Genomic DNA, 26269 nt, shown 5'->3' on the forward strand with positions numbered 1-26269 from the left:
TTGGGCGATGGCGACCGTCTATATCGTGTCGAATCCGTTCGTCGGCGCGACGCGCTCGAAGGCGCTGTATCGCGCGCTCGGCACCATGATCGGCGCGGCAGCGGCTCGCGGCGACCGTCAACGGACTCGAATTCCTGCTGAGTCAATTGACCTACGATCACACGCGGCCCGACATCATCCGGCGTGCGCGCGCGTTGCAGGGACGCATGCAGATCTTTCTGCCGCTCATTTCATCGATGGCCGATCCGCTCATCGAACTGATCGGGAAGCACGGCGAGCATCCTGAAGGGCTCGAAGCGCTGTTGAAGGACGTCGCCGCGTGGGTCGGCTCGCCCACGCCGCGCGCCAAAGAGGATGTCGCAAACGACCGTGCGCCCGATGCCTTCCGCGAGCGCATCAATGCGATGCGTCCGCCCGTCGAAGCGCTCGCGAGCGCGGACGGCGCGCTGCTCTCGAATGCGCTGTGGCGTCTCGGTCAGGTCATCGACGTATGGCAGGACATTCGCGCGTTGCGTGCGGCCATTCTCAACGAGACGAGCGAATGGCGTCCGCACTTCCGTCACTGGCGTTTGGGCGGCACCGCGCGCTTTTTCGATCGCGGCATGATGCTCTTTTCGACCGGCGTCGCGGTGAGCGCGATCATCGTTGCATGCGGGTTGTGGATCGAATCGGGATGGAACGACGGCGCGGCCGCCGTGACGCTCGCCGCCGTCGCGTGCTGCTTCTTCGCCGCGCTCGACGAGCCCGCGCCGCAAGTGTTCACGTTCTTTCTCGCGACGTGTCTGAGCGTCGTGCTCGCCGGACTCTACGTGTTCGCCGTCTTGCCGCACGTACACGATTTCCCGATGCTCGTCGTGATTTTCGCGGTGCCGTTCCTTATCATCGGCACGCTGATTCCGCGCCCGCGCTTCACGCTCGTCACGATGCTCACGGCCGTGAACACCGCAACCTTCATCAGCATCCAGAGCGCCTACGAAGCGGACTTCTTCGTGTTCGCCAACAGCAATCTCGCGGGCGTCGCGGGCCTGCTCTTCGCATTCATCTGGACGCGCATGACGCGTCCGTTCGGCGCCGAACTCGCGGCCGCGCGTCTCACGCGCTCGGCGTGGGCCGATATCGTGCTGAGCGCGTCGCCTTCGGTGCTGATCGCGGATCAGCGCAATCTCTACGCACGCATGCTCGACCGTCTGATGCAGCTCTTGCCGCGTCATGCCGCGACGGACTCGCATCGTCATCCGTCGATCGAAAGCTTTCGCGATTTTCGTGTCGCGCTCAATGCACTCGATCTGCGCCGCACGCGCCGCAAGCTGCCGCTGGACATACAGACATCCGTCGACGATACGCTCGACGCACTGCGCCGTTACTTCGAATCCTGCATCGCGCGGCGCGCACGACAGCCGGTGCCGCCCGAGCTGATTCGCAGCATCGATGTGACGAGCGCTCAGGTCACGTCGCGCGCGCTCGAGCAGTCGCAGAATGCGGCCGCGGAAAGATGGCTGCGCGACACGCTGCACGCGCTCGTCGGCATGCGGCTCTCATTGCATCCGCCCGCGACGCAGGAAGAGCCGGCATGATCTTCGTCACTCATTCTTCATCGGAACGCCATACATGATCGGCGAAATCGACATTCTCGGCGTCTTCGTGCCCGCCGTGCTCGTGCTGATGTTCATCGCCTATCTGTTGAATCTGGCGATTCGCAACGTGCTCGCGCGCGTCGGCTTTTATCGTTTCGTGTGGCACCGTTCCATCTTCGATCTCGGCATCTATGTTCTGGTGCTGGGCGTTGTCGTCATCGTTTCGCAGCGGCTCATCTCGTGAAAAAAACCTGGTTCTCTCTCGGACAGATTCTGCTTACGCTCATCGTCGTCGCGATTGCGTGCGTCGTGTTGTGGAAGCTCGTCGATTACTACATGTTCGCGCCGTGGACGCGCGACGGCCACGTGCGCGCCGATGTCATTCAAGTCGCGCCCGACGTGTCCGGCCTTATCACCGACGTGAAGGTCGCCGACAATCAGCAGGTGAAGAAAGGTGACGTGCTCTTCGTGATCGATCAGGCGCGCTACACGCTCGCGCTGCGCAATGCGCAGGCGACCGCGCAGCAACGCCGCGCCACGCTCGATCAGGCGCGTCGCGAAGATGCGCGCAATCGCGCGCTCGGCAATCTCGTCGCGCGCGAAGTCGTCGAGGAAACGCATTCGCGCGTCGAGCAGGCGACAGCCGCCCTCGCCGATGCCGAAGTCGCCATCGATACCGCGCGCCTGAATCTGCAGCGCACGGAGATCGTGAGTCCCGTCGACGGTTATCTCAACGATCGCGCGCCGCGCACCGGCGAATTCGTGTCGGCGGGACGCGCGGTGCTGTCGGTGGTGGACATGCAATCGTTCCGCGTCGAGGGTTACTTCGAGGAAACGAAGCTCGGCGGCATCGATATCGGCCAGCCCGTCGATATCAAGGTCATGGGCGAAGCCAACATTTTGCGCGGTCATGTGCAGAGCATCGTCGCGGCGATCGAAGACCGCGACCGTCAGCAAAGCCCGAGTCTCCTGCCGAACGTGAACCCCGCGTTCAGTTGGGTACGTCTCGCGCAGCGCATTCCGGTACGCGTCACGCTCGATGAGATCCCCGCCGACTTCCGCATGATCGCGGGACGCACGGCGACGGTTTCGGTGCGGGGCATCGGGCCGAAGATCGGCAAGCGCGCGGCGTCGGAGACGTCGCCCGCATCGGCGCCCGCGCCGACTTCGAGCACGTCGGGCACATCGCGATGAACGGCACGCGCATCATGAAAGCGATCGCCATCGCGGCTTCGTCGGCCTTCGCGCTCTTCGGCTGCACGACCCTCGGACCGAACTACACGCTGCCCGATAACGCCGCGATCAAGGCGCCCTACGCGAACGCGGCCATCGACGGCGCGGATCGCGCGCCCGTCACGCAAGGCGAAGTGCCCGCGAAATGGTGGCGTCTCTATGACGATCCCGTCGTCGATCAGCTCGTCACGCAGGCGCTCGCATCGAATACGGATTTGCGCATCGCCGCCGCGAATCTCGCGCGTTCGCGCGCCGAAGTCGAGTTCGCGAACAAGCAAGGCGGATTCTCCGGCAAGACCTCGGCCGCGTTTCAGCGCGCGCAGGAATCGGCCGAGCAATATCTGTTGTCGGAGAAGCTTCCGGTCGTCAACGAAGGCGCGCTCGATCTGTCCATTTCCTACGAGATCGATCTCTTCGGCAAGCTGAAGCGCGGTGTCGAAGCAGCGAACGCGGACGACGAAGCCGTCGAGGCCGCGCAGGATCTCGCGCGCATCACGGTGGTCGCGGATGTCGTGCGCGCGTATGTCGAATCGTGCTCGGCGGGCGAAGAGCTGGAGATCGCGCAGAAGTCGTTCAACCTGCAGAAAGAGCGCGTGAAGCTCACGCAGCGTTTGCGCGACGCGGGCCGCGGCAATCAGTCGGAAGTCACGCGCGGACAGACTCAGGCCGATACGCTCGCCGCCGACATTCCGCGCTTCGTCGCGCGCCGCCGCGTCGCGCAGTATCGGCTCGCGATGCTGCTCGCGCGCGCGCCGTCCGACTTGCCCAAAGCCGCGCTCGCCTGCAAGAAGCTGCCGAAGCTGCGCGCGCCGATTCCCGTCGGCGATGGCGCTGCGCTGCTGAAGCGCCGTCCCGATGTGCGTCAGGCCGAACGGCAGCTCGCGTCGTCGACGGCGCGCATCGGCGTCGCGACGGCGGCGCTGTATCCGTCGGTGAGTCTCGGCGCATCGGTGGGTTCCGTCGGCATCGCGGAAGACTTGTTCGGCGCGAACACGAACCGCTGGGCGTTCGGGCCGCTCATCAGCTGGAGCTTTCCGATCAACGGTCAGCGCGCGCGCGTGACGCAGGCGGAAGCATCGGCGAGCGGCGCGCTCGCGCATTTCGACGGCGTCGTGCTGAAGGCGCTGCAGGAAACGCAAAGCAGCCTCGCGACCTACGCATCCGACACCACGCGCGCCGATGCATTGCGCACCGCGTATAAATCGGCGATCGAATCCGCCGATGAGACGAATCGCCTGTATCGCGCGGGACGCGAGTCCTTCCTCAACGATCTCGATGCGACGCGCACGCTCACCGGCGTCGCGGCGCAGGTCGCGGCCGCCGAAGGTCAGGTCGCGATCGATCAGGTCAACCTCTTTCGCGCGCTCGGCGGCGGCTGGGAAACCGACGAAGCCATCGCGCAGAATTCAAAGGGCAAATAGCGCGCGCGAGCCACGGCTAAGGGTCGCATAAGTTTCGCCGGATACGATCGGCCGGATCATCGTAACCAGCGAAACTGCCGCATGAATGCACTCGAAGCGCTCAACCGCGCGTGGTTCCTTGCGATCAACGCGCGAGCCGCCACGCCGCTATGGCAAATCGACGTTGCCATCGCCATCGCCGAAGATCTCGTTTATCTCATTCCCGCGCTGCTCGCGTTCATGTGGCTCTTCGGCGGCCGCCTTCAACGCGGCGCGGCCGTGCGCGCGTGCTGCGTCACGTTCCTCGCGCTCGGGCTCAATCAGCTGATCGGCATGCTGTGGATGCATCCGCGGCCGTTCATGATCGGCCTCGGCCATACGTTCATCGAGCATGTGCCCGATTCGTCGTTTCCGAGCGATCACGTGACGCTCTTCGCCAGCGTCGCGCTGACATTGCTGCTTGCGCGTCTCTGGCATGACGGCCTGCTTGCCGCGCTCGCGGGCGTCGCGGTCGCGTGGGCGCGGGTCCGCATCGGCGTGCATTTTCCGCTCGATATGGCGGGCGCAATCGGAGTCGCGTGCATCGCGTATGCGCTCGTCGCGCCGCTCTGGGCGCGTGCCGGAGAAGCGTTGATGCGCTTGCTGATTGCGCTCTATCGCAAGGCCGCGTCGTGGCCGATTCGCCGTGGCTGGCTCGCGCCTTGAGTTTCAAAAGCGCGGACGCGCGTTCGTCTTGATCGCGTAGCCCGCGCGGAAGGCCCGCGCATCGCTCATCGACGTTCGCCAATCATGACAAGCCTTCAAGGTAGCCCCATGCGATTCGATCTCGCCAGCTTCACCGATCCGGGCGGTCGCAACAGCAACGAAGACCGGCTCGTGCTGGTCGCGCATCGCCGGCTGATCGCGGGCATCGTCGCCGATGGCGCGGGCGGTCTCGGCGGCGGCGACGTCGCGGCGCAACTCGTCGTCGACACCATGCGCGACGTGCTGCGCGATTGCGCGACGCGCGGCGAGAGCGTCGAAACGGGACAGCTCGCCGATGCGATGCTCGCCGCGAACCGCGCGATCGTCGATGCGCAATCGGCCGGCGGCACGCGCGAACGCATGCGCTCGACCGCCGCGATCCTCACGATCGACCCGCAAGGCGCACACGCGAACTGGGCGCATTGCGGCGACACGCACATCTACTGTTTCAGGAACGGACGCATCGTCCTGCAGACGCTCGATCAGGGCAGCGCGCAGCCATACCGGCTGCGCAGCGTGATGCACACGGCGCTCGGCACCGACGACGAACTGAAGATCGAAGCCGCGCGCGTGCCCTTTCCGATCGAGGATGGCGACGCGTTTCTCGTCTGCAGCGACGGCTTCTGGGAACATCTCGACGAAGCGTCGATGATCGATTCGATCGACGATGCCGGCGACGCCGCAAGCTGGCTCGCCGCGCTCGCGGCTCGTGCGCGCCGCAACGCGCCCGCCGGCGCGGACAATCTGAGCGCGATCGCGTTGTGGGCGGGCGCGCCGCGCGTCAGCCGATAGGCGCGGCGCAGGCGCGGCCGGACGCGACGATCCGTCCCGCCATGCTGCTCAAGAAGCCCGGAAGTTCCGCCGCGGGCATCGGCCGGCTCAGCAGAAAACCCTGCATCTGATCGCATTCGAGTTCGCCGAGCGTGCGGAATTGCGACTGCGTTTCGACGCCTTCCGCGACGACCTCGATCTGCAACGCGCGCGCGAGCGTCACGACCGCCGACAGCAACGCGCTGCCGCGCTGCCCGGACGAATCGAGATCGCGCACGAAGGAGCCGTCGATCTTGATCTGATCGAAACGAAAGCGCTGCAGATAACAGAGGCTCGAATACCCGGTGCCGAAATCGTCGATGGCCACGGCGTAGCCGCGCGCTTGCAGCGCCTCGATCGTGCGGCTCGTCCGTTCGATGTTCTGCATCGCGTCGATTCGGTGATCTCGAACATGAGGCGCGACGGATCGACGCCGGACGCGGCGATCAGCGCATCGACGCGCGCGACGAGATCGGGCACGTTGAACTGGATCGGCGACAGATTCACCGAGACCGAGATCGCCGGCAGGCCGTCCGCGTCCCATCGCGCGATGTTGCGGCACACTTCGCGCAACACCCAGTCGCCGATTTCGACGATGAGGCCGGAGCGCTCGGCGATCGGAATGAATTCGAGCGGCGCGATTTCGCCGAGTTCCGGATGACGCCAGCGAATCAGCGCCTCGACGCCCGTCACCGATTGCGACGCGACGCTGAACTTCGGCTGAAACGACAGGCTCAACTGGTCGTCGCTCAACGCGCGATGCAGGTCACGTTGAAGGATCAGCGACCTGAGCGCCGTGTGATTCATCTGCGGCTCGAACACGCGGACCGTATTGCGCCCGCTCTGCTTCGCGGCGTACATGGCGGCGTCGGCGCTGTGGAGCAGTTCGTCGGCGTTCGCGCCGTCGCGCGGATGAAACGCAATGCCGATGCTCGCGCTCACGCGCAGCGGCAAGCCGTTGACGACGATCTCCTGCGAGAGACGCCCCAGCACGCCATTGGCGACCGTCATTGCCGCCGAGGTGTCCGCCGCGTTCCCGACCACGATCACGAATTCGTCGCCGCCGAGCCGCGCGACCATGTCGGTATGGCGCAAATCCTCGCGCAGACGCTCGGCGCATACCTGCAGCAGATCGTCGCCGACGCCATGACCGAGCGAATCGTTGATCGACTTGAAGCCGTCGAGATCGATGAAGAGCACCGCGAACGGCGACGCGCGGCGCGCGCCGTCTTCGATCGCCTGCGCGATGCGCAGCGTGAGTTGCTGGCGGTTCGGCAACCTCGTGAGCGCGTCGTGCGTGCCGAGATAGCGCAGTTGCCGGTTCGCGCGCTTCAGCGAGATCGACAGGCTGCTCGTGTGGAGCGCGAACAGCGCGAGCGTGCCGACGAGCACGGTGAACGACATCGCCGTGACGACGAGCGCGAGCCAGTTCGCGTCGAGTTTGGCATCGGCGAGGCAGAGGCTGCCCGGCGCGAAATTGGCCGCGTCCATGCCCAGATAGTGCATGCCGGTGATGGCGACCGCCATGATGATCGCCGCGCCGAGCCGCTTGACGACGCGGTTCTCCACGTTCGACGCGCGCAGCGTGAACGCGAGCCAGAGCGCGGCCATCGACGCGAAGATCGCGACCGCGACCGACAGCGCCACTTTCCAGACCGTGTAGTCGATTCCCGGCGACATCTCCATCGCGCGCATGCCGGTGAAGTGCATCGCCGCGACGCCGACGCCCATGATCGTGCCGCCGACGACGAGGCGCGGCCACGATAGCGCGCCCCGGCTCGCGGTGGCGAGCGCGATGAACGACACGCCGATCGCGAGCACGAGCGACGCCGCCGTGATGGACACGTCGTAGCCGACGGAAATCGGCAGCGAGAACGCGAGCATGCCGATGAAGTGCATCGACCAGATGCCGACGCCCATCGACACCGCGCCGCCGGCAAGCCAGGCGGGGCGGCGTTTCGCGCTCGCAAGCGCATTCAGGCCGCCGGACAGCTCCATCGCCGTGTAGGACGCGAGGAACGCGACCACCAGCGACAGGCAGACCAGCAGCGGATTGTAGACACCAGTCATCGGCCCTCTCTCGTTTCTTGTCAGTCTTTTGCGACTGCTTTTTCTTGCGGTTCGACCGCCTCAGGCCCACGCCGAGATGACGCCCGGCGCTCGATTCCTCATGCGCTATCGGCCGGTCAGCCGAAAACTTTATGGCCATCCCCTTTCTACGACTTTCGATGTAGGCCATCCAGCCGATTTTGCGCGCGCCCCGCCGTGACTAATTTGAAAGCGCCGGCTCGCAGGAACGGCTGAAAAGCCGACACGCCTCGGGCCACGCGCCGGGCGGCGCAGCAAACGCAGGAGGGGCCATGTTCACGCACAGAGGATTCAGGGGAACGGGAGCGTCATCATGGACGCGCTGACTCATCGCGACGCAAGCGCCTTCGCGCTCGAAACGTCGACGCTCGCCGAACTGTGGCATCGCCGGACGAGTCTCTCCGACAGCGAAATCGGCCAGATCTACAAGCTGGTGTTGGCGGCGCTGCGCGGCTATTACCCGTCGGAGTTGCGCGGACTGCCCGAGGACAAGGAGGAGCTGATCTCGCAATTCTTCTTCTCGCGCGTGTTGCGGCTCGACTTCGAGCAGCGCCCGTCGCACGCGTCGCCGGAGAGCGCGCCGTCCACGGCGCATGCGCTGTGCGCGTACTTTCGCCGCTTCCTGATCGACTGTCTGCGCAGCGCGAGCCTGCAGCGCAATCTGTCGATCGAGATCGACGGCGTGCAGGCCGAAGTCGATTCGCGCGCGCACGCTCCCGACGATCCGGTGGCAGCCGCGCTCGCCGAATTCGGTCTGAGCGAGGCGGACGTGCGCGGTCTCGCGCGCGCGTTCGTCGCGGCGCTCGATGCGCCGGACCGGATCGTCCTCGCGGGGAGTCTCGGCGCGTGCGGCGAACGCAAGGGCGGGCTCAAGGCCGTCGCGGACCGGTACGAGGTGCCGTCGTATCACTATCGCGCCCGCAAGCTCGGCGTGACGATGAAGAAGAAAGCGACGCCGAAATCCTTCGCCGCGACGAAAATCGGCCGCTGGATGGAGGACACGCTCGGCATCGCGATCGCGCCGGAGAACCGCGACGCGATCCTGATCGTGCTGAATCTGCTCGCGCTAGAAGCGCACGAATGAGCGGGCGTCAGCGGTCTTCGATGTCCGTCGGCGGCGTTTTCACGATGCCCGCGCCGACGTTGCCCTGCGACACGCGCCGGCCCCGCTCGTCCGCGTCGAGCTTGCGGCCTTGCTCGGTGACGCCGGCGGACGTGATCGTCTGCAACGTCGCCTTGTTGCGCGTGTCTTGACGGGGCGTCGTCGAAAAGGTGGCGCCCTGGGGCGGCGACACCGCGATCTTGCGCAGGATTTGCGGCGCGGCGGCGCTCGTGCCCTCGAACGCAAGCGCCGAGCCGCTGCGCGTGCCCGCCGCCATCACGCCTTTGCGGATGATCGAGCGATCCGATACGGCGGCCACGTCGGGCCCGGCGCGATCGGGCGGCTTGCCCGCGCGGTCGAAGCCCGACGAGGAGTAAGGCGCGGTGGCCAGGTCCTGCTTGCGATAGCCGCCGACGACGCACGTCTGAAAGCCCGTCGCGATCGAACTGAGCGTGCCCTCGCGACGGATCCAGCTCGGCGGATTGGGGCCGTCGTAGTCCTGCGGCGCGGTGTATTTGTCGAAGCGCACGTAAGCATCGTCGTCGAAGCGGGACTGGCGTCCGCGTACGGGGAAGCCGAAGGGCGTCTCGTTGCGCTGCACCCAGGCTTGGACTTCGATGTCACTGTTCTGGTTGGCATTCTTCAGCTCGATCATCCAGTCGCCGCTCGGCGCGGGACGCCGGTTCGGGTCGCGCGTCATCGTCGGCGCGAGCGCGACGAGAATCATCGGCGGTTTGCCGCGCGCGCCGCGGCCGAGATGCACGACCGTGCACAGGCGCTCGCTGCCGAGCGTCCAGGCGGCGACGCTGCCGGGCTGGATTCCCGCGCTCGCGCCGCCGCCGGGCGGCCGCACCGCGACTTCGATGCTCGAATCTCCTATATCGGGCAGCCAGATTTCGACGAAACTCGGCGTCAGACACTCGGGCAACACGCGCCAGCGCAGTTCTTCTGTCGCGTCCTTTGCGATGGACAGCGTGCCGTGACAGCGGTCGAGATTGCTGTTGCCCGCCGGGAGCGTGATCGAGCAGGCTTGCGTTTGCGAGAGCTCGTCCATCGCGCATTCGAGCATCGACGTGCCGTCGTGCGGACCGGCGAAATAGCCATAGCTCATATTGATGAACGCGCGGCTCACATCGCCGGCGATGTCCCGCGTGCGCGCGATGATGTAGCGCAACGCATCGAGCGCCTGCGCGTCGAGCCAGAGGCCGGACGTGTCGCGCACGGTCCGGCCCGGCTGACGGAATTGCACGGCGACCAGTTCGGGCGGCGGATCCGGCGCTCGATTCGGATTCGGCGCCGAAAGATCGGGCCGCCGCAAATCGACGCCCGCGGCGAGGTCCAGCGTCGCGGTGCCGTGCGTCCATCCGCGGGCGAGCGCCGTCGCGCCCGCATCGCGATAGAGCGCCTCTTCGTCGATTACGCCGTCGCGCCGCACGTCGTTCATCCGCTTGTGAATGTCCGCCGAGAGGAACTCGCGCCCGTATCCGAGCCCTTGCGCGTCGTTGGCCGGATCGTCCTGATTCCAGAAACAGCGCACGCGCGAGTCCGTGCCGGCTGCATCGGCGTAAAAATGCGCGTGCGCGAACGCGATGGCGTCGTCGCATGCGCCGACCACGACGACCTTGGGCGCGCCATGGCGATGCGGCGCGTGAGCGAGCTTGTCCTGATTCGTGACCGGCACGGGATCGCTGCGCGGCGGCTCGCCGGCCAGCACCGGCATCGCGAGCGTGAAGCGCTCGATCATGCCGGCGAGATCGGTCTTCAGATGATCGAGAAACGCCGCCGTCACGAATGCGGTGCAAAAGCGCGTGTTTTCGAGACCCGCGGCCGGATGACGATAGAGCGCCGACATCCATATCCCGCTCTTGCCCTGCACCGTCTCGGCGAGCTTGCGCGCCGTCGTGCCCTGCGCCGTCTCGATGGCGATCGGCACGAAGCCCGGCGGCGGGCCGCCCAGGTCTGCGAATCGCGTGAGAACGGCCCACACGAGGTATGGATCGGCGCGCGTTACGCCCAGCACGCCGGCTTCGGTTTCGTCCAGCAGCGGCGTGGCATCCGAATGGACCTGCCAGATCGCGTTCATGTCGGCACGCGATTTCCGCTCAAGCCCTTGCCGTTCCACTCGTTCTTCGCCTCGTTCCATAGCCAGGCGAGAATCGGCGAGCCTGCGCCCGTCGGCTTCGGCTTGCCGAGCCAGATATGCGGGTAATCGGGGGACACCATCGTCGGCGGATCGGTCTGCTGCGCGGCGGTGGCGTTGGCGGGCCAGAGGAGCGGCTCCTGATCGTTGAAGTCCTCTTCGCCGTCGAACTGGTCGCCCCGGAACGTGCGCGGCGTGAAGGTGCCCCGATCGCCGTCAATCTTGCAGCGATGCACGAAATACTCCGCGAGCGTCGTCCCGAGCAGATGCCCCGCCGCCGTGTCCACCGGGAAGTGCACGCCCGCGATCGTGCGGTTGAGCGCGACGCGCCGCGCCTGCGCGTAAAGCTGCGTGTGCAGCGCCGTCGACGGCTGCGCGCCGGTCGCCATCGGCGCGTTGCGTAAATCTCGGAAGAAATCGTTCATCACGCCCGCGACGATGTACGCCTGCGTCGAATGTCCGCTCGGCAGCGAGCCGTGGCCGGGCGTCGGGATCATCGGCTGAACTTGCGGCGAATAGTCGATCGCGCGGCTGCACGCGAGCGCGTGCTTGAAACGCATTTCCACGGCGATCGCGAAACGCACCGCCGTCGCGAGCAGTTCGAGCGTCTTCGGCGTGCGCTGCGGACTCAGGAAAAGAATCGAGCTCCAGAAGGCTGCTTGCGGTCCCATCTGCAGCAGCGTTTCGTTGGCCCGTTCGGCGCGCAGGTCGGAGTAGCGATCCATGAACGTGAGCTGCTTGACGAACACGTCCTTGCCCGGCCGATGCATCTGAACGATCAGCTTGGGCGGATCGAACTTGGGCGCGGTGTCGTTCGGGTCGATCCTGAAACCGCGATCCCACAGCGTCACGCCGGTCCCGCCAGCCTCCTCTTCCGCATCCTTTGGCGAGAGCGTGAAGGCGAGATTCGACACCAGTTCGAAGTCGAACACGCTCGCCCGCACCCAGTCGTCCCAGCGCCAGAGCTGGCCGTTGTCGTCGAGATTGCGAACGGGATTGCCGTTCGCGTCCGTGCGGAATTCGTCCTCTTCGGGATTGATCCCAAACGGCTGACCCGGCTGCCACGGCCCGCAGATGCCGTCGCGATGGCCGATGAGACCCATCGTCTGCGATTCGGCGCCGCCGAGCATGTCGGCGCTGCCGACTCCGCCGACGCCTCCCACTCCCCCGACGCCGCCCACGCCACCGACGCCGCCCACGCCACCGACACCACCTACGCCGCCCACTCCGCCGAGAGTCGCCATTCGTTCACCTCTTTGCTTCGTCAGGAATGCCTGCGGGCTACTGCAACGGCAAACCCGCGCGCCGCAGCGCGTCCGACCAGATGCGGCCCGTCTCGAACGCCGCGCTCGGCGAACGCTCCAGAAAGCCGCGCACGGTGAGATGCGGCTCGATCGCGAGCACCTTGCGGATCGTGAGCCGCGCATCGTCGACGAGACCGAGTTCCGCCTGCGCGATCGCGAGCGCGCGCAAGGTCGACGTGTTATTCGGCCCGTTGCGCAGCGAATGCTCCGCGAGTTCGATCACGCGCTCGTACTGGCGCGCGGAAAGCGCCGCCGTCGCGCAGAGCGACTCGTAGAAACTCTTCAGCGGATCGAGCGGCGAGAGCGCGAGCGCATGTCCCGTCGCCGCGACGGCTTCGTCGCCCTCGCCCTTGAATGCATGAAGCGTTCCCTTGAGCAGCCACGCGAGCGAATCGTTGGGATTCGCCTCCAGCGCGCGCTCGTAGCAATCCTCGCCGGCATCGAGCTGCTTGAGCAGATTCGTGCGGACGAAACCTTCGACCGCGAGCGCCATCGACGAGCGCGAATCGGCGTCGAGCGCGCGCCGCGAGCAGGCGAGCGCGGAATGCGCCTCGCCGACGCGGTCCGTCGTCCAGCCGCGATTGAAGCGCAGCACATGCCATTTCGCGAGCCATGCGTAAGGCGTCGCCTGGCCGCGCGCGCGTTCCGCGAGCACGTCGAGCATCTGGCCGGCGCGCTCGAATTCGTCGCGCACGCCGCGATGCATCAGCGCAATCGAGCCGAGCAGCAAGGTCGAGCTTTCGAGCGTCGGCAGCGACTGGCTGCGCGTGCGTTCGAGCTCGTGCGCCACGATCCGCGTGCCAACCGACGTATGAATGTGCGCGACGAGCGTGCTTTCGCCCGCGATGACGGCGTCGATGCTGTCGGTGAGCGTTTCGCCCCAGACGACGCAAGCGAGTTTGGTATCGGCGAGTTCGACGGCGAGCACGATCTTGCCGCCATGCGTGCGATACGCGCCCGACAGCACGTAGCGCGCATCGAGCAGCGCGCCCGCCTGCGACGCGTTCGCGCTCCGGTCACGCAACGCGCTCGTGGATAGCCGAGAGATCACGCGCAGTTCGTCGCTGCCCGAGAGACCGATGATGATGTCGTCGGCGAGAATCTCCCCGAGCACGTCATGGCTCGCGTCGAGGCAGCGCGACGCGAACGGAATCACCGCGATCGAAGGCCGCAGCACCGCCGCGCCGATGGCGTTAGGCGCGATCACCGGACGCGGCCCCGGTCCGCCGAGACGGAACGCGTGCACCGGATGCGCCAGATGCCGCAGATGACATTCGCCGAGATCCTCGATGCACGCGTCGAAAACGCCCGCGAGCCGCGCCTGCACGCAATCCGACATCACGATTTCGCCGGGTCCGGCGAGGTTGTAGAGACGCGCGGCCAGATTCACGCCGCGTCCGTAGACGTCCCGCTCGTCCGCGAAAAGCTCGGTCTCGTGCAGACTCTCGCGCAACATGAGCGGCTCGGCCGCGGCGTTGCCGTCGCCGCGATCGGCCGCGCTCGCCCTGCACGCCGCCTGAATGTCGAGCGCGCAACGCGCCGCCGGCAACGCGTGCTCGAACAGCATCATGAGGCCGTCACCTTCGGTGCGGATCAGCCGCCCCTGATGCTCCGGCACGATGCGGTTTTCAATGACCGCGCGCAGATTGCGCCAGCGCGCGGCCGTTCCCGCTTCGTCCGCTTCGGCGAGCCGGCACGACTCGACGAGATCGGCGAACAGGATCGTACGCACGACGCGTTGCAACACATTGGCCGTACCGGCAAGTTCCGCGTTCATACTTTCAAGACCGATCGACGGCGCGTCCGTTCGATAACGGATGGCCCATGCTCTCACCGAGATCGCATCAAGCGCAGCAGGACGGCAGACGCGGGTCTCGCGCGGTGTTTGATGATGATTTGAATGGCCGCGACGCCCGGCATCTTTTACTCGTGTCCGATGTTTCGGGTCACGAAATGTCTGCCGCACACCATAACGTAGTCATTGCATCGGTGAATAGCAAGGCGCCTTTTCCGCACTATGTACGGAAGCGTTCCTAAGCGCCTCGATCCTTGTCGGCCTGCAGCCGGCTCGCGATGAGCTGGACCAGATAAAGCGCGAATTCGGGCTCCTGATAGTAGAGCCGAATGGCATCGGCGGCGGAAACGGTTCGCATCTCGCAGTCCGTCTTGCAGATCACCGTCGACGTGCGCCGATGCTCCGGCGAAAAGAGCCCGATTTCGCCGAGCACCGTGCCCGCGCCCAGTTCGATGCCGAGCTCCGAAAGCCGCACCGTGCCCTTCTCGACGTAGAACATCTGGCCGCTCGGATCGCCTTTGCGAAACAGCACTTCGCCGGGCCGGAAACGCTGGCTTTCCATTCTGGCGAGCAGGCGCGCGACCGGAAGCTGACCGCTGATGGCGTGATCGACCTGCGTCTCGCGGATCTTCGCCATGCGCGCCGCAACCGCGCTCGCTTCGCCACGGCTCGATACGTTCAGCGCCTTGAATATCGTCGTGAGATGCGTCTTGACCGTGGCCTCGGCGATATCGAGTTCGCGCGCGATCGTCTTGTTGGAGCGTCCGCGCGCGAGCAGCGCGAGCACTTCGAGCTGACGCGGCGTCAGATGCAGGTTCGGGTCCGGCGCGACGTTTCCGGACGGCATGCGCAATTCGCTTCTCTCCGACGAAAGCAGCGAGCGCGGCAGCGAAACGCCGCCTGCCAGCACGAGGCCGATCGCACCAAAAAGAAGCTCTGCCGAAGCGGATTTCTCGACACATCCGGCGACGCCCGTCGCGATCAGTTCATCGACTTGCTCGCGCGTGGCCATGTTCAACAGCACGATCACGGGCGTCGTTCCGACACGTTCGCGCGCGGCGTCGAGTTGCGCGCGGACATCGTTCAGACGATCGCCGTCCATGACGATGCAATCGGGCTTGCGTTCGTCCGGCCATCGATCGGGAAGACGGTCGGCCGCGTGCACTTCGGCATCCTGCGCGAATCCCCGCAGGAGCGCCGCGACGCCCTCGCGAAACAGCCCCGCCGGTCCGGTCAACAGTATCTTCATGCGATGCATGCTATACCGACTCGCGCGCTCATGCGCGATGGTCGAACGTTCGTCATGCGAAGCGCGCATGACGTGCGCAAATTGTAAGAGCGTGCTGCGCTGCCTATACTGCATTCGCCATCGGCACACTGCGAGGCCACGCATATGACAGGCAAAAGCAAGCGCGCATGGCGGGCGATTCATGCGCTGCTGGTCGCGCACGCCTGCATCGCCGATTTCGCCGCCGCGCAGCAGCGCGTGCCCGACAAAAGCCTCGTGTACTGCTCCGAAGCCAGCCCCGCCGGATTCGACGATGCGCAATTCACGTCGTCGATCGAAGCGAGCGCGGCGGGCTATACCGTCTACAACCGGCTCGTGGAGTTCGATCGGGAAAACGGCGATATCGAGCCGGGGCTCGCGCAGTCGTGGGAACGCTCGCCGGATGGCCTTCAATACACGTTTTATCTGCGCCACGGCGTCAAGTTTCATACGACTGGCTACTTCACGCCGACGCGCGAATTCAACGCCGACGACGTCGTGTTCACGTTCGAGCGCATGCGCGATGCACAGCATCCGTTTCGCCGCGCTTATCCCGTGTCGTTTCCGTATTTCCGCGACCTCGGTCTCGCGACGAACATCGAGCGCATCGACGCGCCCGATCCCTATACGGTGCGCTTCACGCTCGCACGAATCGATGCGCCTTTCCTGCAGAAAATGGCGATGCCCTTCGCGTCGATACTCTCGCGCGAATACGCCGACAAGCTGCTCGCCGCGGGCCGCGCGAGCGACATCAACTGGCATCCGGTCGGCACCGGTCCTTTCGTGTTTATCGACTACGCGAAAGACGCGACGATCCGCTTCGCGGGCAACACGCAATACTGGAAGGCGAACGTCGTCCGGCTGAAATCGCTGACGTTTTCGATCACCACCGATCCGATGGTGCGCCTGCAAAAGCTCAGGCAGGGCGAATGTCAGGTGATGAGCTATCCGCGTCCCGCCGACATCGCGTCGATCAGGAAAGACGCGCGCCTGCAAGACGTGAATCAACCGGGGTTCAATCTGGGCTATCTCGCCTACAACACGTCCAGAGCGCCGCTCGACGACGTGACCGTGCGCCGCGCGCTCGACATGTCGATCGACAAGCACGCGATACTCGACGCCGTCTATCAAGGCACCGCGCGCGCCGCAACCAATCCGATGCCGCCGATGCAATGGGGCTACGACTTCGGCATTCGCGACGCGCCGTACGATCCGGCACGCGCGAAAGCGTTGCTCGCGCAAGCGGGTCACGCGAACGGACTCAAACTCAGGCTATGGGCGATGCCGGTGCAACGCGCGTACAACCCGAACGCGCGGCTCATGGCGGAGATGATTCAGGCGGACTGGGCGAAGATCGGCGTGCAGGCGGAGATCGTCACGTACGAAATGGGCGAGTACGTACGCCGTGCGCGCGCCGGCGAGCATGACGCGCTACTCATCGGATGGAGCGGCAATTATGGCGATCCGGACGACTGGCTCGGCGTGCTCCTCGGCTGCGACGCCGTGAAGGGCGGCAACTTCGCGAAGTGGTGCTACAAGCCCTACGACGATCTCATCAAGGAAGCGCGGGCCACGCTCGATATCGATGCACGCACCGCGCGCTATCAGCAAGCGCAGAGAATCTTCAAGGAACAGGTTCCGTTCACGCCGATTGCGCACGCGACCGTTTATCAGCCGGTCGCGCGCAATGTGACGGGCTTCAGGATCGATCGATTCGGCATGACGCGTTTCTGGGGCGTCGGCATCGACTGATTTCGTCTGACGAGTTCAGGACGGTGTCAGCTCATCGAGCACCGACGCGAGAATCATCGCGCCCGCATTGCCCGGAACCGGACGCGGATTCGGCGCATAAACACGATCGCCGCGACGAATCTCGACGCCGCTCATCGCGCATACGCCGACGGTGCGCGCGCGCATCGCACGCCACACCTGATCGCCATAACAGCAGCGCGTCGAGTCGCGCCATTCGATCGTCGCCGTCGTGCTCGATGGCCGCTCGATCAGCTTCACCGCGACGCGTTGATCGCCGCCTTGCGCAAAAGGACGCCTCGGCGAAGGCGCTTCGAAGCTCGCGCCATCACTCAACGATGTCAGCAGGAAGATCGTTCGCGCCCACGGATCGAGGGCGAGTGCAGCTTCAGCCATGTTCGGCTCCTTGTCGAAGAAATGCGTGGAATCGGCATCGCCACTCCAAGGTAATGAAACCGAAATCGCGCGCCAACTGCCCGATGGTTGCGCCGGCCTATATCAAGGTTTAATGCGCGCGGCGGCTGCGCCCGCGAAAACTAACACCTTCGTATGAGCGCATCAGACAGACGGCTGGATTCACGGCGCGCACGCCACGCGAACGTTTAATCGATGCATCGAAGGTTGGTGCACGCACGCTCCTTCGTAGGTGTAGTCGAGCCGTTCCGTGGCCGATACAGTGTCGTCAAGGTCGAAACGCGAACGCAGACCAACGGCCTTATCGAGGGAAACCGAAGAACATCGTTATTTCGGATACCCGATCAATCGCATCACTCAATCCACCTTGGAGTCGATCATGAACAAGTACCTCGTCAGCCTCTCTCTCGTTGTCGCAACGCTCGCCGCGCCCGCGATCGCATTCGCGCAATCGAAGGGCCCCGTTACGCGCGCTCAAGTCCGTGCCGATCTCGTCGCCGTCGAGCAAGCCGGCTATAACCCCGCGATCGCGAGCGATCCGTATTACCCCGCGGACATTCAGGCAGCGGAAGGCAAAATCGCCGCGCAACACACCGACGCATCGCAAGCCTATGGCGGCGTACGGACCGGCACGAGCGCATCGGCAGCGAGCGCGTCGAAGCATGCCGCGATGAACAACGCGTGCGTCGGTCCGGCCGACTTCTGCCAGCCGTTCTTCGGCAGCTGATCCATCGTTCGCACTAGCGGAGTCTTTCATGAAGCGAATTTTGCAAGTCGCGTCGGCACTGGCGTTATCGGCTGGCGTGTTGGCATCGGCGAATGTATCCGCGCAAACGCATGCGCCGATCAAGAACATCGTGCTCGTGCATGGCGCATGGGTCGACGGCTCGGGATGGAAGCCGGTCGACGACATCCTGACGCGCGACGGCTATCACGTCACGATGGTGCAGGAGCCACTCACCTCGCTCGACGCGGACGTCGCCGCGACCAAGCGCGTGCTCGACCTGCAGAACGGTCCGACGATTCTCGTCGGTCATAGTTACGGCGGGTCGGTCATCACGGAAGCGGGCGTGCATCCGAACGTCGCCGGGCTCGTCTATGTCGCGGCGCATGCGCCGAACGTCGGCGAGGACGAAGGCGCGCTCGGCAAGAAGACGCCGAGCTTCCTCGCGAAGCAGACGAACGCCGTCGAAAAGACCGCGGACGGCTACACGTATCTGAATCCCGCCGTCTTCCCGAAAGACTTCGCCGCCGATCTTCCGCTCAGGCAAGCGACGTTCGAATCGCGCTCGCAGATCCTGACTGCGGCGCAAGTCTTCACGACGCCGCTCTCCGCCGCGGCGTGGACGACGAAACCGAGTTGGGGCATCGTGGCGGGCGGCGACAAGATCATCAATCCGGATCTCGAACGCTGGTACTACGAACGCGCGCACAGTCACATCACGGTCATTCCGGGCGCGAGCCATTCCGTGTACGAATCGAAGCCGCAGCAGGTCGCGGCCGTGATCGAAGATGCCGCGAAGCATGCGGTGCAGTAGGTGAAAATCGCGCGGCGTCGTGCAGCACGCATGACGCCGCGCGCATTCGTCTGGGGTTTGCGCTTCTTGCCGTATCCGCCGTCCATGGCTTATATAGTGTGTGGCCGCGCGTGTCGCGCACGAGGCGTCGAATGACCAGACGGAGGAAGCGATGGTTCGGCTCGTGATGATTCTTCTCGGCGTCGACTATCTGCGCACGCGCTGGCGCTCGGTGATGACGCTCGGCCTGCTCAGCATCGCGCTCGGCGGCGTCATCTTCATCGACGCGCTCGACGGTTCCCTGTACTTTCCCATCGTCCCCTTCGTGCTGCTGATGCTGCTCGAAGGCCTCGCCACGCTGGCCGTCGCGTGGACCGGCATGGGCGGCCAGCGCAAGCTGCGCTACGTGAAGGGCGCGACTTTCTGCCTCTCGGCGCTGCTCGTGCTGTTCGGCGGCGAGCACGGCAATTTCGTGCTGTCGCTCATCTTCGGCACGCTTTTTCTCGTCGATGGCGCGCTCCAGATCATTTCCGCGCGCGTGGTCCGCTTTCGCAAATGGCGTATCGCGATGGCGGGCGGCGTGCTCGAGATCGCCATCGCGATCTTCTTCTATCAGCCGTATCCGGATCACTATGCGGGCACGGTCGCGTATTGCGTCGCGTTCGGGCTTTTCTTCGGCGGCTGGAACATGATCCTGCTCGCGGCGCGCGTGCGGCGCATGGCGGCAAACCCCGCCGTCGATGACGGTGCAACCAACTCCGCTCACGACGACGCGAAGCCCGCCGCGCCATCGTTCGCAGGCGCGGTCTGGGACGGCCCGCCCGCGCCCGGCGAAGCCGCGCTGACGGTGCATGTGTGGACGCCCGTCGGCACGGCGAAGTCGCAACCGCGCAGGCAATTGATCATCGATCGCTATATCGCCGCCGTCGACAGGAACGGCACGATCTCGACCGGCCATGCGGCGCTGGAGACGCCCGAGGGCGTGTACATCAGCCTCTATCCGGCGGTCGAAATCGACCGGTCGCCGGACGAATTCTCACGCACGTTGCGCGCGACGCGCGAGAACGACGTGCCCGGCCTCTTTCAGCCGGACTACGAAACGGAATCGAAGGCGTGGTGTCCGTCGACGCAGCAGGTGCGTATCCGCAATTACGATCCGGCGCGGCTCGCGCGCTTCTGGCAGGAGTATCGGCGCGACACGACGTACAACCTCACGTACCGCAACTGTTCGAGTTCCGTGGCGCGGGCGCTGGAAGCGGCGATCGAAGGCGCGTCGGCGCGCGTGTGGGGCAAAGGCGGCGGATGGAAGCCGCTCGTGCGTATCATGACGACGCCCGAGTTGTGGGTCGCCGCGCAAGTTCGCAAACGCGCTGCGACGATGGCCTGGACGCCCGGCCTCACGCTCGACTATGCGCGCGCGCTCAGCATGCTCGCGGACCCGCGTCACTCGGGCTGGGTGAAGATGGCGCGCATCGCGGTCGCGACGATGTATCGCTCGCGGCAGCGCTGGCGCGCCGAAGAGCACGCCGCCGTGCGCGTTCAAGAGCAAGATGCGTCGGCGACGGCGGAGCAGCGTACCGGCTGACGCGCCGTGGCATCACGATTCGACCGGCTTGTCGGCAGTCTTGCGCGAGCGGTTGCCCCGCGCTGACGGCGTGCGCGATGGCTTCTCCGCCTTCGCTTCGGCATCGGGCTCGGCGACGGGCGCGGCGCTTTCATGCGGCACGTCGGCGGCGGCGCTTCGTTTCGCCGCGGTCTTGCGCGACCGGCGCGGCGCGGCGGGCTTTTTCGGTGCAGGCTCGGGAGTGGGCGCGTGTTCCTGCGACGGCTCGGGCGTTTCGACCTCGACGGGCGCCGGCGCTTCTTCGACGACGAACACAGGTTCGGGCGCCGCCACGCGTGCAGACTTTCTCCCGCCGCGTTTCTCCTTGCGCCGGCCGTTCGCCGCTCCCTCGTGTTCTTTTGCGGGCGCGACCGCTGGCGGGTCGCTCGGTCTCACGTCCATCGGCGCGACCTGAGCCGTGTGAGCAGAACGAAACACGAACGCGCCGGATTTATCGTCGCGGCCGACTTCAAGCAGACCGCGAGATTGCGCTTCGTCGAGCAGATTGCCGAACGCGCGAAAGCCGTATTGCGTCTCGCTGAAACCCGGCTTGCGGCGCTTGATGGCGCTCTTCAGCACCGATGCCCAGATCTTGCCGCTCTCGCCGCGTTCCGATGCGAGCGCCTCGAAGGTCTCGACGGTAATCGCGATCGCGTGCGACTTGCGCGATTCCATCTCCTGCTTCGGTTGCCGCTCTTCGTCGGACGCGCGCTTCGCATCGCGCTGTTCGCGCTTGGCGATGGCGCGTTGCTGCTCGCGCACGAGGTCGTCGTAGAAGATGAACTCGTCGCAGTTCGCGACGAGCAGATCCGACGTCGATTGCTTCACGCCCACGCCGATGACTTTCTTCGCGTTCTCACGCAGTTTCGACACGAGCGGCGAGAAGTCCGAATCGCCGCTGATGATGACGAACGTATCGACGTGCGCTTTCGTGTAGCAGAGATCGAGTGCATCGACGACGAGACGGATATCGGCGGAATTCTTGCCGGACTGACGCACGTGCGGAATCTCGATCATCTCGAAGCTGGCCTCGTGCATCGCCGATTTGAAGCCCTTGTAGCGGTCCCAGTCGCAATAAGCCTTTTTGACGACGATGCTTCCCTTCAGCAGCAGGCGTTCGAGCACGGGTCTGATATCGAATTTTTCGTACTTCGCATCGCGAACGCCGAGCGCGACGTTCTCGAAGTCGCAGAACAACGCCATGCTGACGCTTTCCTGAGGTCCAGCCATATGGTTCTCCAGCCCGTGCGGCATGTTTGGAATGACCACATGATAGCTTGCCGGCGTTGACTGGAAGGGATACGCGAAAATCAGCGCTTGCCGTAACGGGCCGCAAGCGCGGCGAGATCGCGGCGGACCCAGTCGGCGTCGGCGGCGAATGTGTCATCGGACATGCCGGGCTGGCGGAACAGCGTGAGCGCGATATCGGCGCCCGCGCCGTTCTGATACACGCGCAACGGAACGTAGACCTCGCCGCCATCCGGCAGACCGACGCGATGATCCATGATTCCGAACGCGTTGTGCTCGGTGAAGCGGATCGTCACTTCGCCTGCCGGACCGCGTGCGCGCCAGTGATCGCCCATGTCTTCGAGCGTCGACTGCGCCAGTCCGGACGCCCACGTCGGAAAGACTTCCGGACGCCAGATCGCGTCGTAAAGCTCGCGCCAGTCGCGATCGACGGTGACGGTGAGGGTCCGCGTATGCATCGTCACGCGGATCTCACGTTTCGATCTTCGACATCACCGCCGTGGCCGGATCGTAGCGATAGCCCTTCTGCGCGAGCTGTTGCGCCATCTTGTCGCCGATCAGCTTCTGCTGCGCCTCGCGGAACACAAGCTCGTGATCGGGCTTCAGGCGCTCCAGTTCGACCGCGAGCCGCCGCATCAGCGCGACCTCGCCCGTGCTGCGGGCATCGATGAAAAGGATCTTCTCGTTCGCCACGTCGAGGCGCTGGCGCAAGTCCTTCGCGTACGTGACCCACTGCTCGGCATTGGCGCGAAGGTCGTCGTAGGCCTTCGAATGCGCCTTCGCCTGCGCCGCCACCTGACGCTGCAGCGATGCCAGCTCGGACTCGTCGCCCTGCTCCTTTTCGACGAGACGCTTCGCGAGATCGGTCGCGTTTCTCTCGGCGGCTTCGGCGCGTTCGCGCAACGCGTTGACATCGTTCGATACGCGCGCGAGTTCCGCGCCCTGCTCGGCCTTTTCTTCCATCAGCGCGCTGACCTGCTTGCGGGCTTCGTCCAGCTCGGCGCCGATGCGTTCGGCATGTTCCCGCTGCGCAGAAACTTCCGCGCCGCGCGCAGCCGCGCTTTCTCGTTCCGCTGCCAGTGCGCTGCGCGCGTCGTTCAGTTCCGCTTCCAGCGCGGCGATGCGCGCGAGGTGTTCGCTCGCCTGCGCTTCGGCGGCCTGCGCACGCGTATGCGCCGCGTTGAGGTCCTGCAACAGGCGCTCGGCTTCCGCCGATTTTTCCTGCGATACGAGGCCAAGCGCTTCATGCTGCTGACGCGCCTGATCGCGCTCCTCGGCGATGCGCGCGAGTTCTTCATCCTTGGCCGCAAGCGACGCGCTCAACTGCTCGTGCTGCTGACGCGCCTGATCGCGCTCTTCCGCGATACGCGCGAGTTCTTCATCCTTGCTCGCAAGCGACGCGCTCAATTGCTCGTGCTGCTGCCGTGCCTGATTGCGCTCGTCAACGATGCGCGCAAGCTCCTCGTCCTTGCCCGCAAGCGACGCATGCAGATTCGCGTGCTGCTCGCGTGCCTGATCGCGCTCTTGCGCGATGCGCGCGATGTCCTCGTCCTTGGCCGCCAGCGCCGCGTTCAGCGCTTCTTTCGCGCGCCGCTCTTCTTCGAGCGATGCGTTCACGGTTTCCAATTGGGCCCGCTCCGCCGACGCGCGCTGCGCCGCTTCCTCGATGCGCGTCTCTGCGGTCTGCGCGCGCATCGTGGCTGCATCGGCCTCTTCGCGCAGTCGAACGACCGATTCCTCGGACGCCCGCAATGCGCTCAGCATTTCCATCATTTGCTGGCGGTTCTTCGCGGCCTCGTCGCCGGTCTTCTGGAATTCGGCGAGCGCCTCGTCGCGCTCCGCAAGCGCGGTCGAGAGCCGCTGGCTCACGGCGGACAGCCGCTGTCCGGACATCCGCTCGGTTTCGTCGCGCGAGACGGTCCAAAGCCGCCGCGCGACATTCACGAGCGTCTCGGCAAGGTCGTCGGGCAGTCCGGTCGGCGCCTGCTGCTGCGGCATGTCCGGGGACCGCGCCTCGCGCCAGCGCTGCAGGCCGGCCGCGATGGCGACGACGGAGCCGTTTCCGGCCTCCGCCCAAACCGTCAAGGGAGAAACCTTGCGACCTTCTTCGGTCAGTCGATCGGCGATCGACGCGATTTGCTCGTCGGTGATGTTGTCTACGTCTGTGGGCATAAGCGCCTCGAAAATCAGTGGCGTCGCACTCAAAACACTGCGATACATTGTTACGTTCGGCTAAATCCGCGCGGGGCGGAGATGGATGATACCCATTTTCCGCGCTCGACCAATCGAAGCACGTCGCATGCCGTCGAAAATAGGATTTTGTAGCGAGAGTGTATCGTCTGCGGGACCTTGAAACCGTGGCGTAATACGTTATTGACAGAAACGCGTCGAGCCCGGACGAGCAATTTCGTCCGGGCTTTCTAATTCGTTAAATCGGTGCGATTACGGCTTCGCGAAAACCGGGCCGAGTCCGATGACATCCGTATCCGCCGAACGCGTGCCCGACGCGACGTTGCCGTTCGCCGGCGCGCCGTATGCCGTCAGGCCCTTCGCGGCGTCCACGCGCGCTTGCGCGGCCTGGATGTTTTGCGGATATTGCGTCTGATCGCTTGCCGGGTCGTAGCCCGCCTTTTCCAGCTCGACGAGTTGCGCACGCACTTCGGCGCGGGTGATCGGTTGATTCGACTGAGCGAACGAAAGAACCGGAAGCGCGACGGCAGCGGCGACGATCAGCGATTGGATGACTTTCATGATTTACCTCCAGTGAATTTTGATGGAAGGCCGTCTTGGCGATTCGCCGTGTGTTGCGAATCGTTCGGCTTGGAGGTATTTGAACTCGCGGACGTATCTGGCTTGTTTCGCGAAAAGCGGATTATGAAACGCCGTGTGTCGGGATTCCGCGCAGATACAGTGCGATACAAAGCGAAACGCCGATTGTCGATGTCATCGGCAATCGGCGCGTTCGTATCAAAAAGAGAAGCGGACTCAGGCGGCCGCGCTCGCCGCTCGCATCTGCACCTTGCCGCGGCTCACCGCCGCGAGCGCCGCGAGACTGATCACCGCCGTGAACATCATGTAGAAGCTCGGCGCGGCCTTGCTGCCCGTCGCGCTCAGGAGCCAGATGATGATCGCGGGCGTGAAGCCGCCGAACACCGTCACGCCGATGTTGTAGCCGATCGACATGCCCGTCGCGCGCGTCGACACGGGAAAGATCTCCGACATCAACGCCGGCAGCGCGCCGAAATAGATCGCCTTGAGCAGCGCGAGCCACGCGACGAGCGCGAACAGCGACGCCACCGACACATGCGAAACGACATACGCGAACGCCGGATAGCCCGTCACGAAGAGCAGGAGCGCCGCCGTCGACATCTGCTTCACGCGGCCGATCCTGTCCGAGAGATGCCCCGCGAAAGGCGTCACCAGCGTCAGCATCAGGCCCGCGACGGTGCTCGCGGCGAAACCCGTCGATGCATCGAGATGCAGTTCGCGGATCGCGAACGTCGGCACGTATTGCAGCAGATAGTTCACCGCCGTCGATACCGTCAGCGCGCCGATCGAGATGAGCAGGAGCGCCTTTTGCTGCGTGAATACATCGCGCACGGGCGTCGACGTGTGCTCGGCTTCGGTGTAATCGGCCGCGTCTTCGAGATAGCGGCGCAGGAAAAGACCCGCCGGTCCGATCAGCAAGCCGAAGAAGAACGGAATGCGCCAGCCCCATGCGGCAAGCTCGGCGGCGGGCATCAGCTTGGCGAGCGCGAAGCCGAAAATCGACGCGAGCAAGGTCGCGAGCCCCTGCGTCGCGAATTGCCAGCTCGCGAGCAGGCCACGCCGATCCGGCGCGTGCTCGATCAGCATGGCCGTCGACGGCCCGAACTCGCCGCCCGCCGAAAAGCCCTGGATCAGGCGCGCGATGAACACGCCCGCGGGCGCGATCAATCCGATCGACGCATACGGCGGAATCACCGCGATGATCGCCGTGCCGATCATCATCAGCCCGACCGACATCATCAACGCAGCCTTGCGTCCGCGCTTGTCGGCGTATGCGCCGAGCACCATGCCGCCTATCGGCCGCACCAGATACGACGCGCCGAACGAGCCGAACGTGAGCAGCATCGACGCCGTCTCGTTCGCGGCCGGGAAGAAGTTCTTCGCGATATACACCGCGAAAAACGCATAGATCGCGATATCGAACCATTCGAGCGCGTTGCCGACCGAAGTCGCGAGCACGATTTGCGTCAGGCTCAGGGGCTTTTTGTTCATGATGTCAGCGTGTCATTAGTG

At 65.1% G+C, this 26269-nt stretch carries 20 protein-coding genes and 3 pseudogenes; 12 read left to right on the forward strand and 11 right to left on the reverse strand.

Features of this window, described 5'->3' with window-relative positions:
* Positions 1–7: 7 nt before the first annotated feature.
* From QCE58_RS21235 to QCE58_RS21265, 7 genes and pseudogenes are all read left to right on the forward strand, one after another.
* Positions 8–50, forward strand: a pseudogene (locus tag QCE58_RS21235) (hypothetical protein); the annotation flags it as partial.
* 39 nt (positions 51–89) lie between these two features.
* A pseudogene (locus QCE58_RS21240) lies at positions 90–1574 on the forward strand (FUSC family protein); the annotation flags it as partial.
* Between the two features lie 34 nt (positions 1575–1608).
* A complete protein-coding gene (locus QCE58_RS21245) occupies positions 1609–1818 on the forward strand; it encodes a DUF1656 domain-containing protein (protein WP_008348368.1) in 210 nt (69 codons plus the stop codon).
* Positions 1815–2768: an HlyD family secretion protein gene (locus QCE58_RS21250; protein WP_008348371.1), complete on the forward strand. Its 954-nt coding sequence runs from the start codon at positions 1815–1817 to the stop codon at positions 2766–2768. Before QCE58_RS21245 ends, QCE58_RS21250 begins: the two co-directional genes overlap by 4 nt.
* A 14-nt stretch (positions 2769–2782) precedes the next feature.
* On the forward strand, positions 2783–4228 hold the full coding sequence (locus QCE58_RS21255) for an efflux transporter outer membrane subunit (protein ID WP_409014138.1): 1446 nt from the start codon (positions 2783–2785) through the stop codon (positions 4226–4228).
* Between the two features lie 81 nt (positions 4229–4309).
* Positions 4310–4912, forward strand: coding sequence for a phosphatase PAP2 family protein (locus QCE58_RS21260; RefSeq protein ID WP_250521990.1), 603 nt, complete (start codon positions 4310–4312; stop codon positions 4910–4912).
* 108 nt (positions 4913–5020) lie between these two features.
* Entirely contained in the window at positions 5021–5743 is a 723-nt protein-coding gene (locus tag QCE58_RS21265) for a PP2C family serine/threonine-protein phosphatase (protein ID WP_008348376.1), read from the forward strand.
* Here the strand turns inward: QCE58_RS21265 and QCE58_RS21270 are convergent.
* Positions 5733–7831 (reverse strand): annotated as a pseudogene (locus tag QCE58_RS21270) (putative bifunctional diguanylate cyclase/phosphodiesterase). The gene QCE58_RS21265 and the pseudogene QCE58_RS21270 overlap by 11 nt on opposite strands.
* Positions 7832–8162: 331 nt before the next feature.
* Here QCE58_RS21270 and QCE58_RS21275 point away from each other — a divergent pair.
* Positions 8163–8933: a hypothetical protein gene (locus tag QCE58_RS21275; RefSeq protein ID WP_008348380.1), complete on the forward strand. Its 771-nt coding sequence runs from the start codon at positions 8163–8165 to the stop codon at positions 8931–8933.
* A gap of 7 nt (positions 8934–8940) precedes the next feature.
* Here the strand turns inward: QCE58_RS21275 and QCE58_RS21280 are convergent, their stop codons facing one another.
* The 4 genes from QCE58_RS21280 to QCE58_RS21295 form a co-directional block, all read right to left on the reverse strand.
* Positions 8941–11034: a hypothetical protein gene (locus tag QCE58_RS21280; protein ID WP_250521991.1), complete on the reverse strand. Its 2094-nt coding sequence runs from the start codon at positions 11032–11034 to the stop codon at positions 8941–8943.
* Positions 11031–12335 carry a phosphatase PAP2 family protein gene (locus QCE58_RS21285; RefSeq protein WP_250521992.1) on the reverse strand — a complete coding sequence of 435 codons (1305 nt, stop codon included), beginning with the start codon at positions 12333–12335 and terminating at the stop codon, positions 11031–11033. The genes QCE58_RS21280 and QCE58_RS21285 overlap by 4 nt, the downstream gene beginning before the upstream one ends.
* Positions 12336–12372: 37 nt before the next feature.
* Entirely contained in the window at positions 12373–14172 is a 1800-nt protein-coding gene (locus tag QCE58_RS21290; protein ID WP_250436710.1) for an adenylate/guanylate cyclase domain-containing protein, read from the reverse strand.
* A gap of 256 nt (positions 14173–14428) precedes the next feature.
* Positions 14429–15439 (reverse strand): LuxR C-terminal-related transcriptional regulator, encoded by a 1011-nt coding sequence (locus QCE58_RS21295; protein WP_250521993.1) that lies wholly within the window; start codon positions 15437–15439, stop codon positions 14429–14431.
* A 144-nt stretch (positions 15440–15583) separates the two neighbouring features.
* On the opposite strand from QCE58_RS21295, the gene QCE58_RS21300 reads away from it, so the two are divergent.
* Positions 15584–17209 carry an ABC transporter substrate-binding protein gene (locus QCE58_RS21300; RefSeq protein WP_250521994.1) on the forward strand — a complete coding sequence of 542 codons (1626 nt, stop codon included), beginning with the start codon at positions 15584–15586 and terminating at the stop codon, positions 17207–17209.
* Between the two features lie 15 nt (positions 17210–17224).
* On the opposite strand, the gene QCE58_RS21305 is transcribed toward QCE58_RS21300, so the two are convergent.
* Positions 17225–17602: a DUF3331 domain-containing protein gene (locus tag QCE58_RS21305; protein ID WP_008348391.1), complete on the reverse strand. Its 378-nt coding sequence runs from the start codon at positions 17600–17602 to the stop codon at positions 17225–17227.
* A 397-nt stretch (positions 17603–17999) separates the two neighbouring features.
* Between QCE58_RS21305 and QCE58_RS21310 the strand changes: the two genes are divergently transcribed.
* The 3 genes from QCE58_RS21310 (at position 18000) to QCE58_RS21320 (ending at position 20722) form a co-directional block, all read left to right on the forward strand.
* A complete protein-coding gene (locus QCE58_RS21310) occupies positions 18000–18347 on the forward strand; it encodes a DUF4148 domain-containing protein (RefSeq protein WP_250521995.1) in 348 nt (115 codons plus the stop codon).
* A gap of 28 nt (positions 18348–18375) precedes the next feature.
* Positions 18376–19158: an alpha/beta hydrolase gene (locus tag QCE58_RS21315; protein WP_250521996.1), complete on the forward strand. Its 783-nt coding sequence runs from the start codon at positions 18376–18378 to the stop codon at positions 19156–19158.
* A gap of 151 nt (positions 19159–19309) precedes the next feature.
* Positions 19310–20722: an HdeD family acid-resistance protein gene (locus tag QCE58_RS21320; RefSeq protein ID WP_250436718.1), complete on the forward strand. Its 1413-nt coding sequence runs from the start codon at positions 19310–19312 to the stop codon at positions 20720–20722.
* A gap of 12 nt (positions 20723–20734) precedes the next feature.
* Here QCE58_RS21320 and QCE58_RS21325 read toward each other — a convergent pair whose 3' ends face one another.
* The 5 genes from QCE58_RS21325 to QCE58_RS21345 form a co-directional block, all read right to left on the reverse strand.
* Positions 20735–21970, reverse strand: coding sequence for an NYN domain-containing protein (locus QCE58_RS21325; RefSeq protein WP_175981133.1), 1236 nt, complete (start codon positions 21968–21970; stop codon positions 20735–20737).
* 80 nt (positions 21971–22050) lie between these two features.
* Positions 22051–22446 (reverse strand): polyketide cyclase, encoded by a 396-nt coding sequence (locus QCE58_RS21330; RefSeq protein WP_008348401.1) that lies wholly within the window; start codon positions 22444–22446, stop codon positions 22051–22053.
* Between the two features lie 13 nt (positions 22447–22459).
* Positions 22460–24160, reverse strand: coding sequence for a DNA-binding protein (locus tag QCE58_RS21335; protein ID WP_309780242.1), 1701 nt, complete (start codon positions 24158–24160; stop codon positions 22460–22462).
* Positions 24161–24430: 270 nt separating this feature from the next.
* Positions 24431–24739, reverse strand: coding sequence for a DUF4148 domain-containing protein (locus QCE58_RS21340; protein WP_008348405.1), 309 nt, complete (start codon positions 24737–24739; stop codon positions 24431–24433).
* A gap of 234 nt (positions 24740–24973) precedes the next feature.
* Entirely contained in the window at positions 24974–26251 is a 1278-nt protein-coding gene (locus QCE58_RS21345) for an MFS transporter (RefSeq protein ID WP_033536226.1), read from the reverse strand.
* Positions 26252–26269: the final 18 nt, after the last annotated feature.

This window comes from Caballeronia sp. LZ028, assembly GCF_031451415.1.
Taxonomy (GTDB): Bacteria; Pseudomonadota; Gammaproteobacteria; order Burkholderiales; family Burkholderiaceae; genus Caballeronia; species Caballeronia zhejiangensis.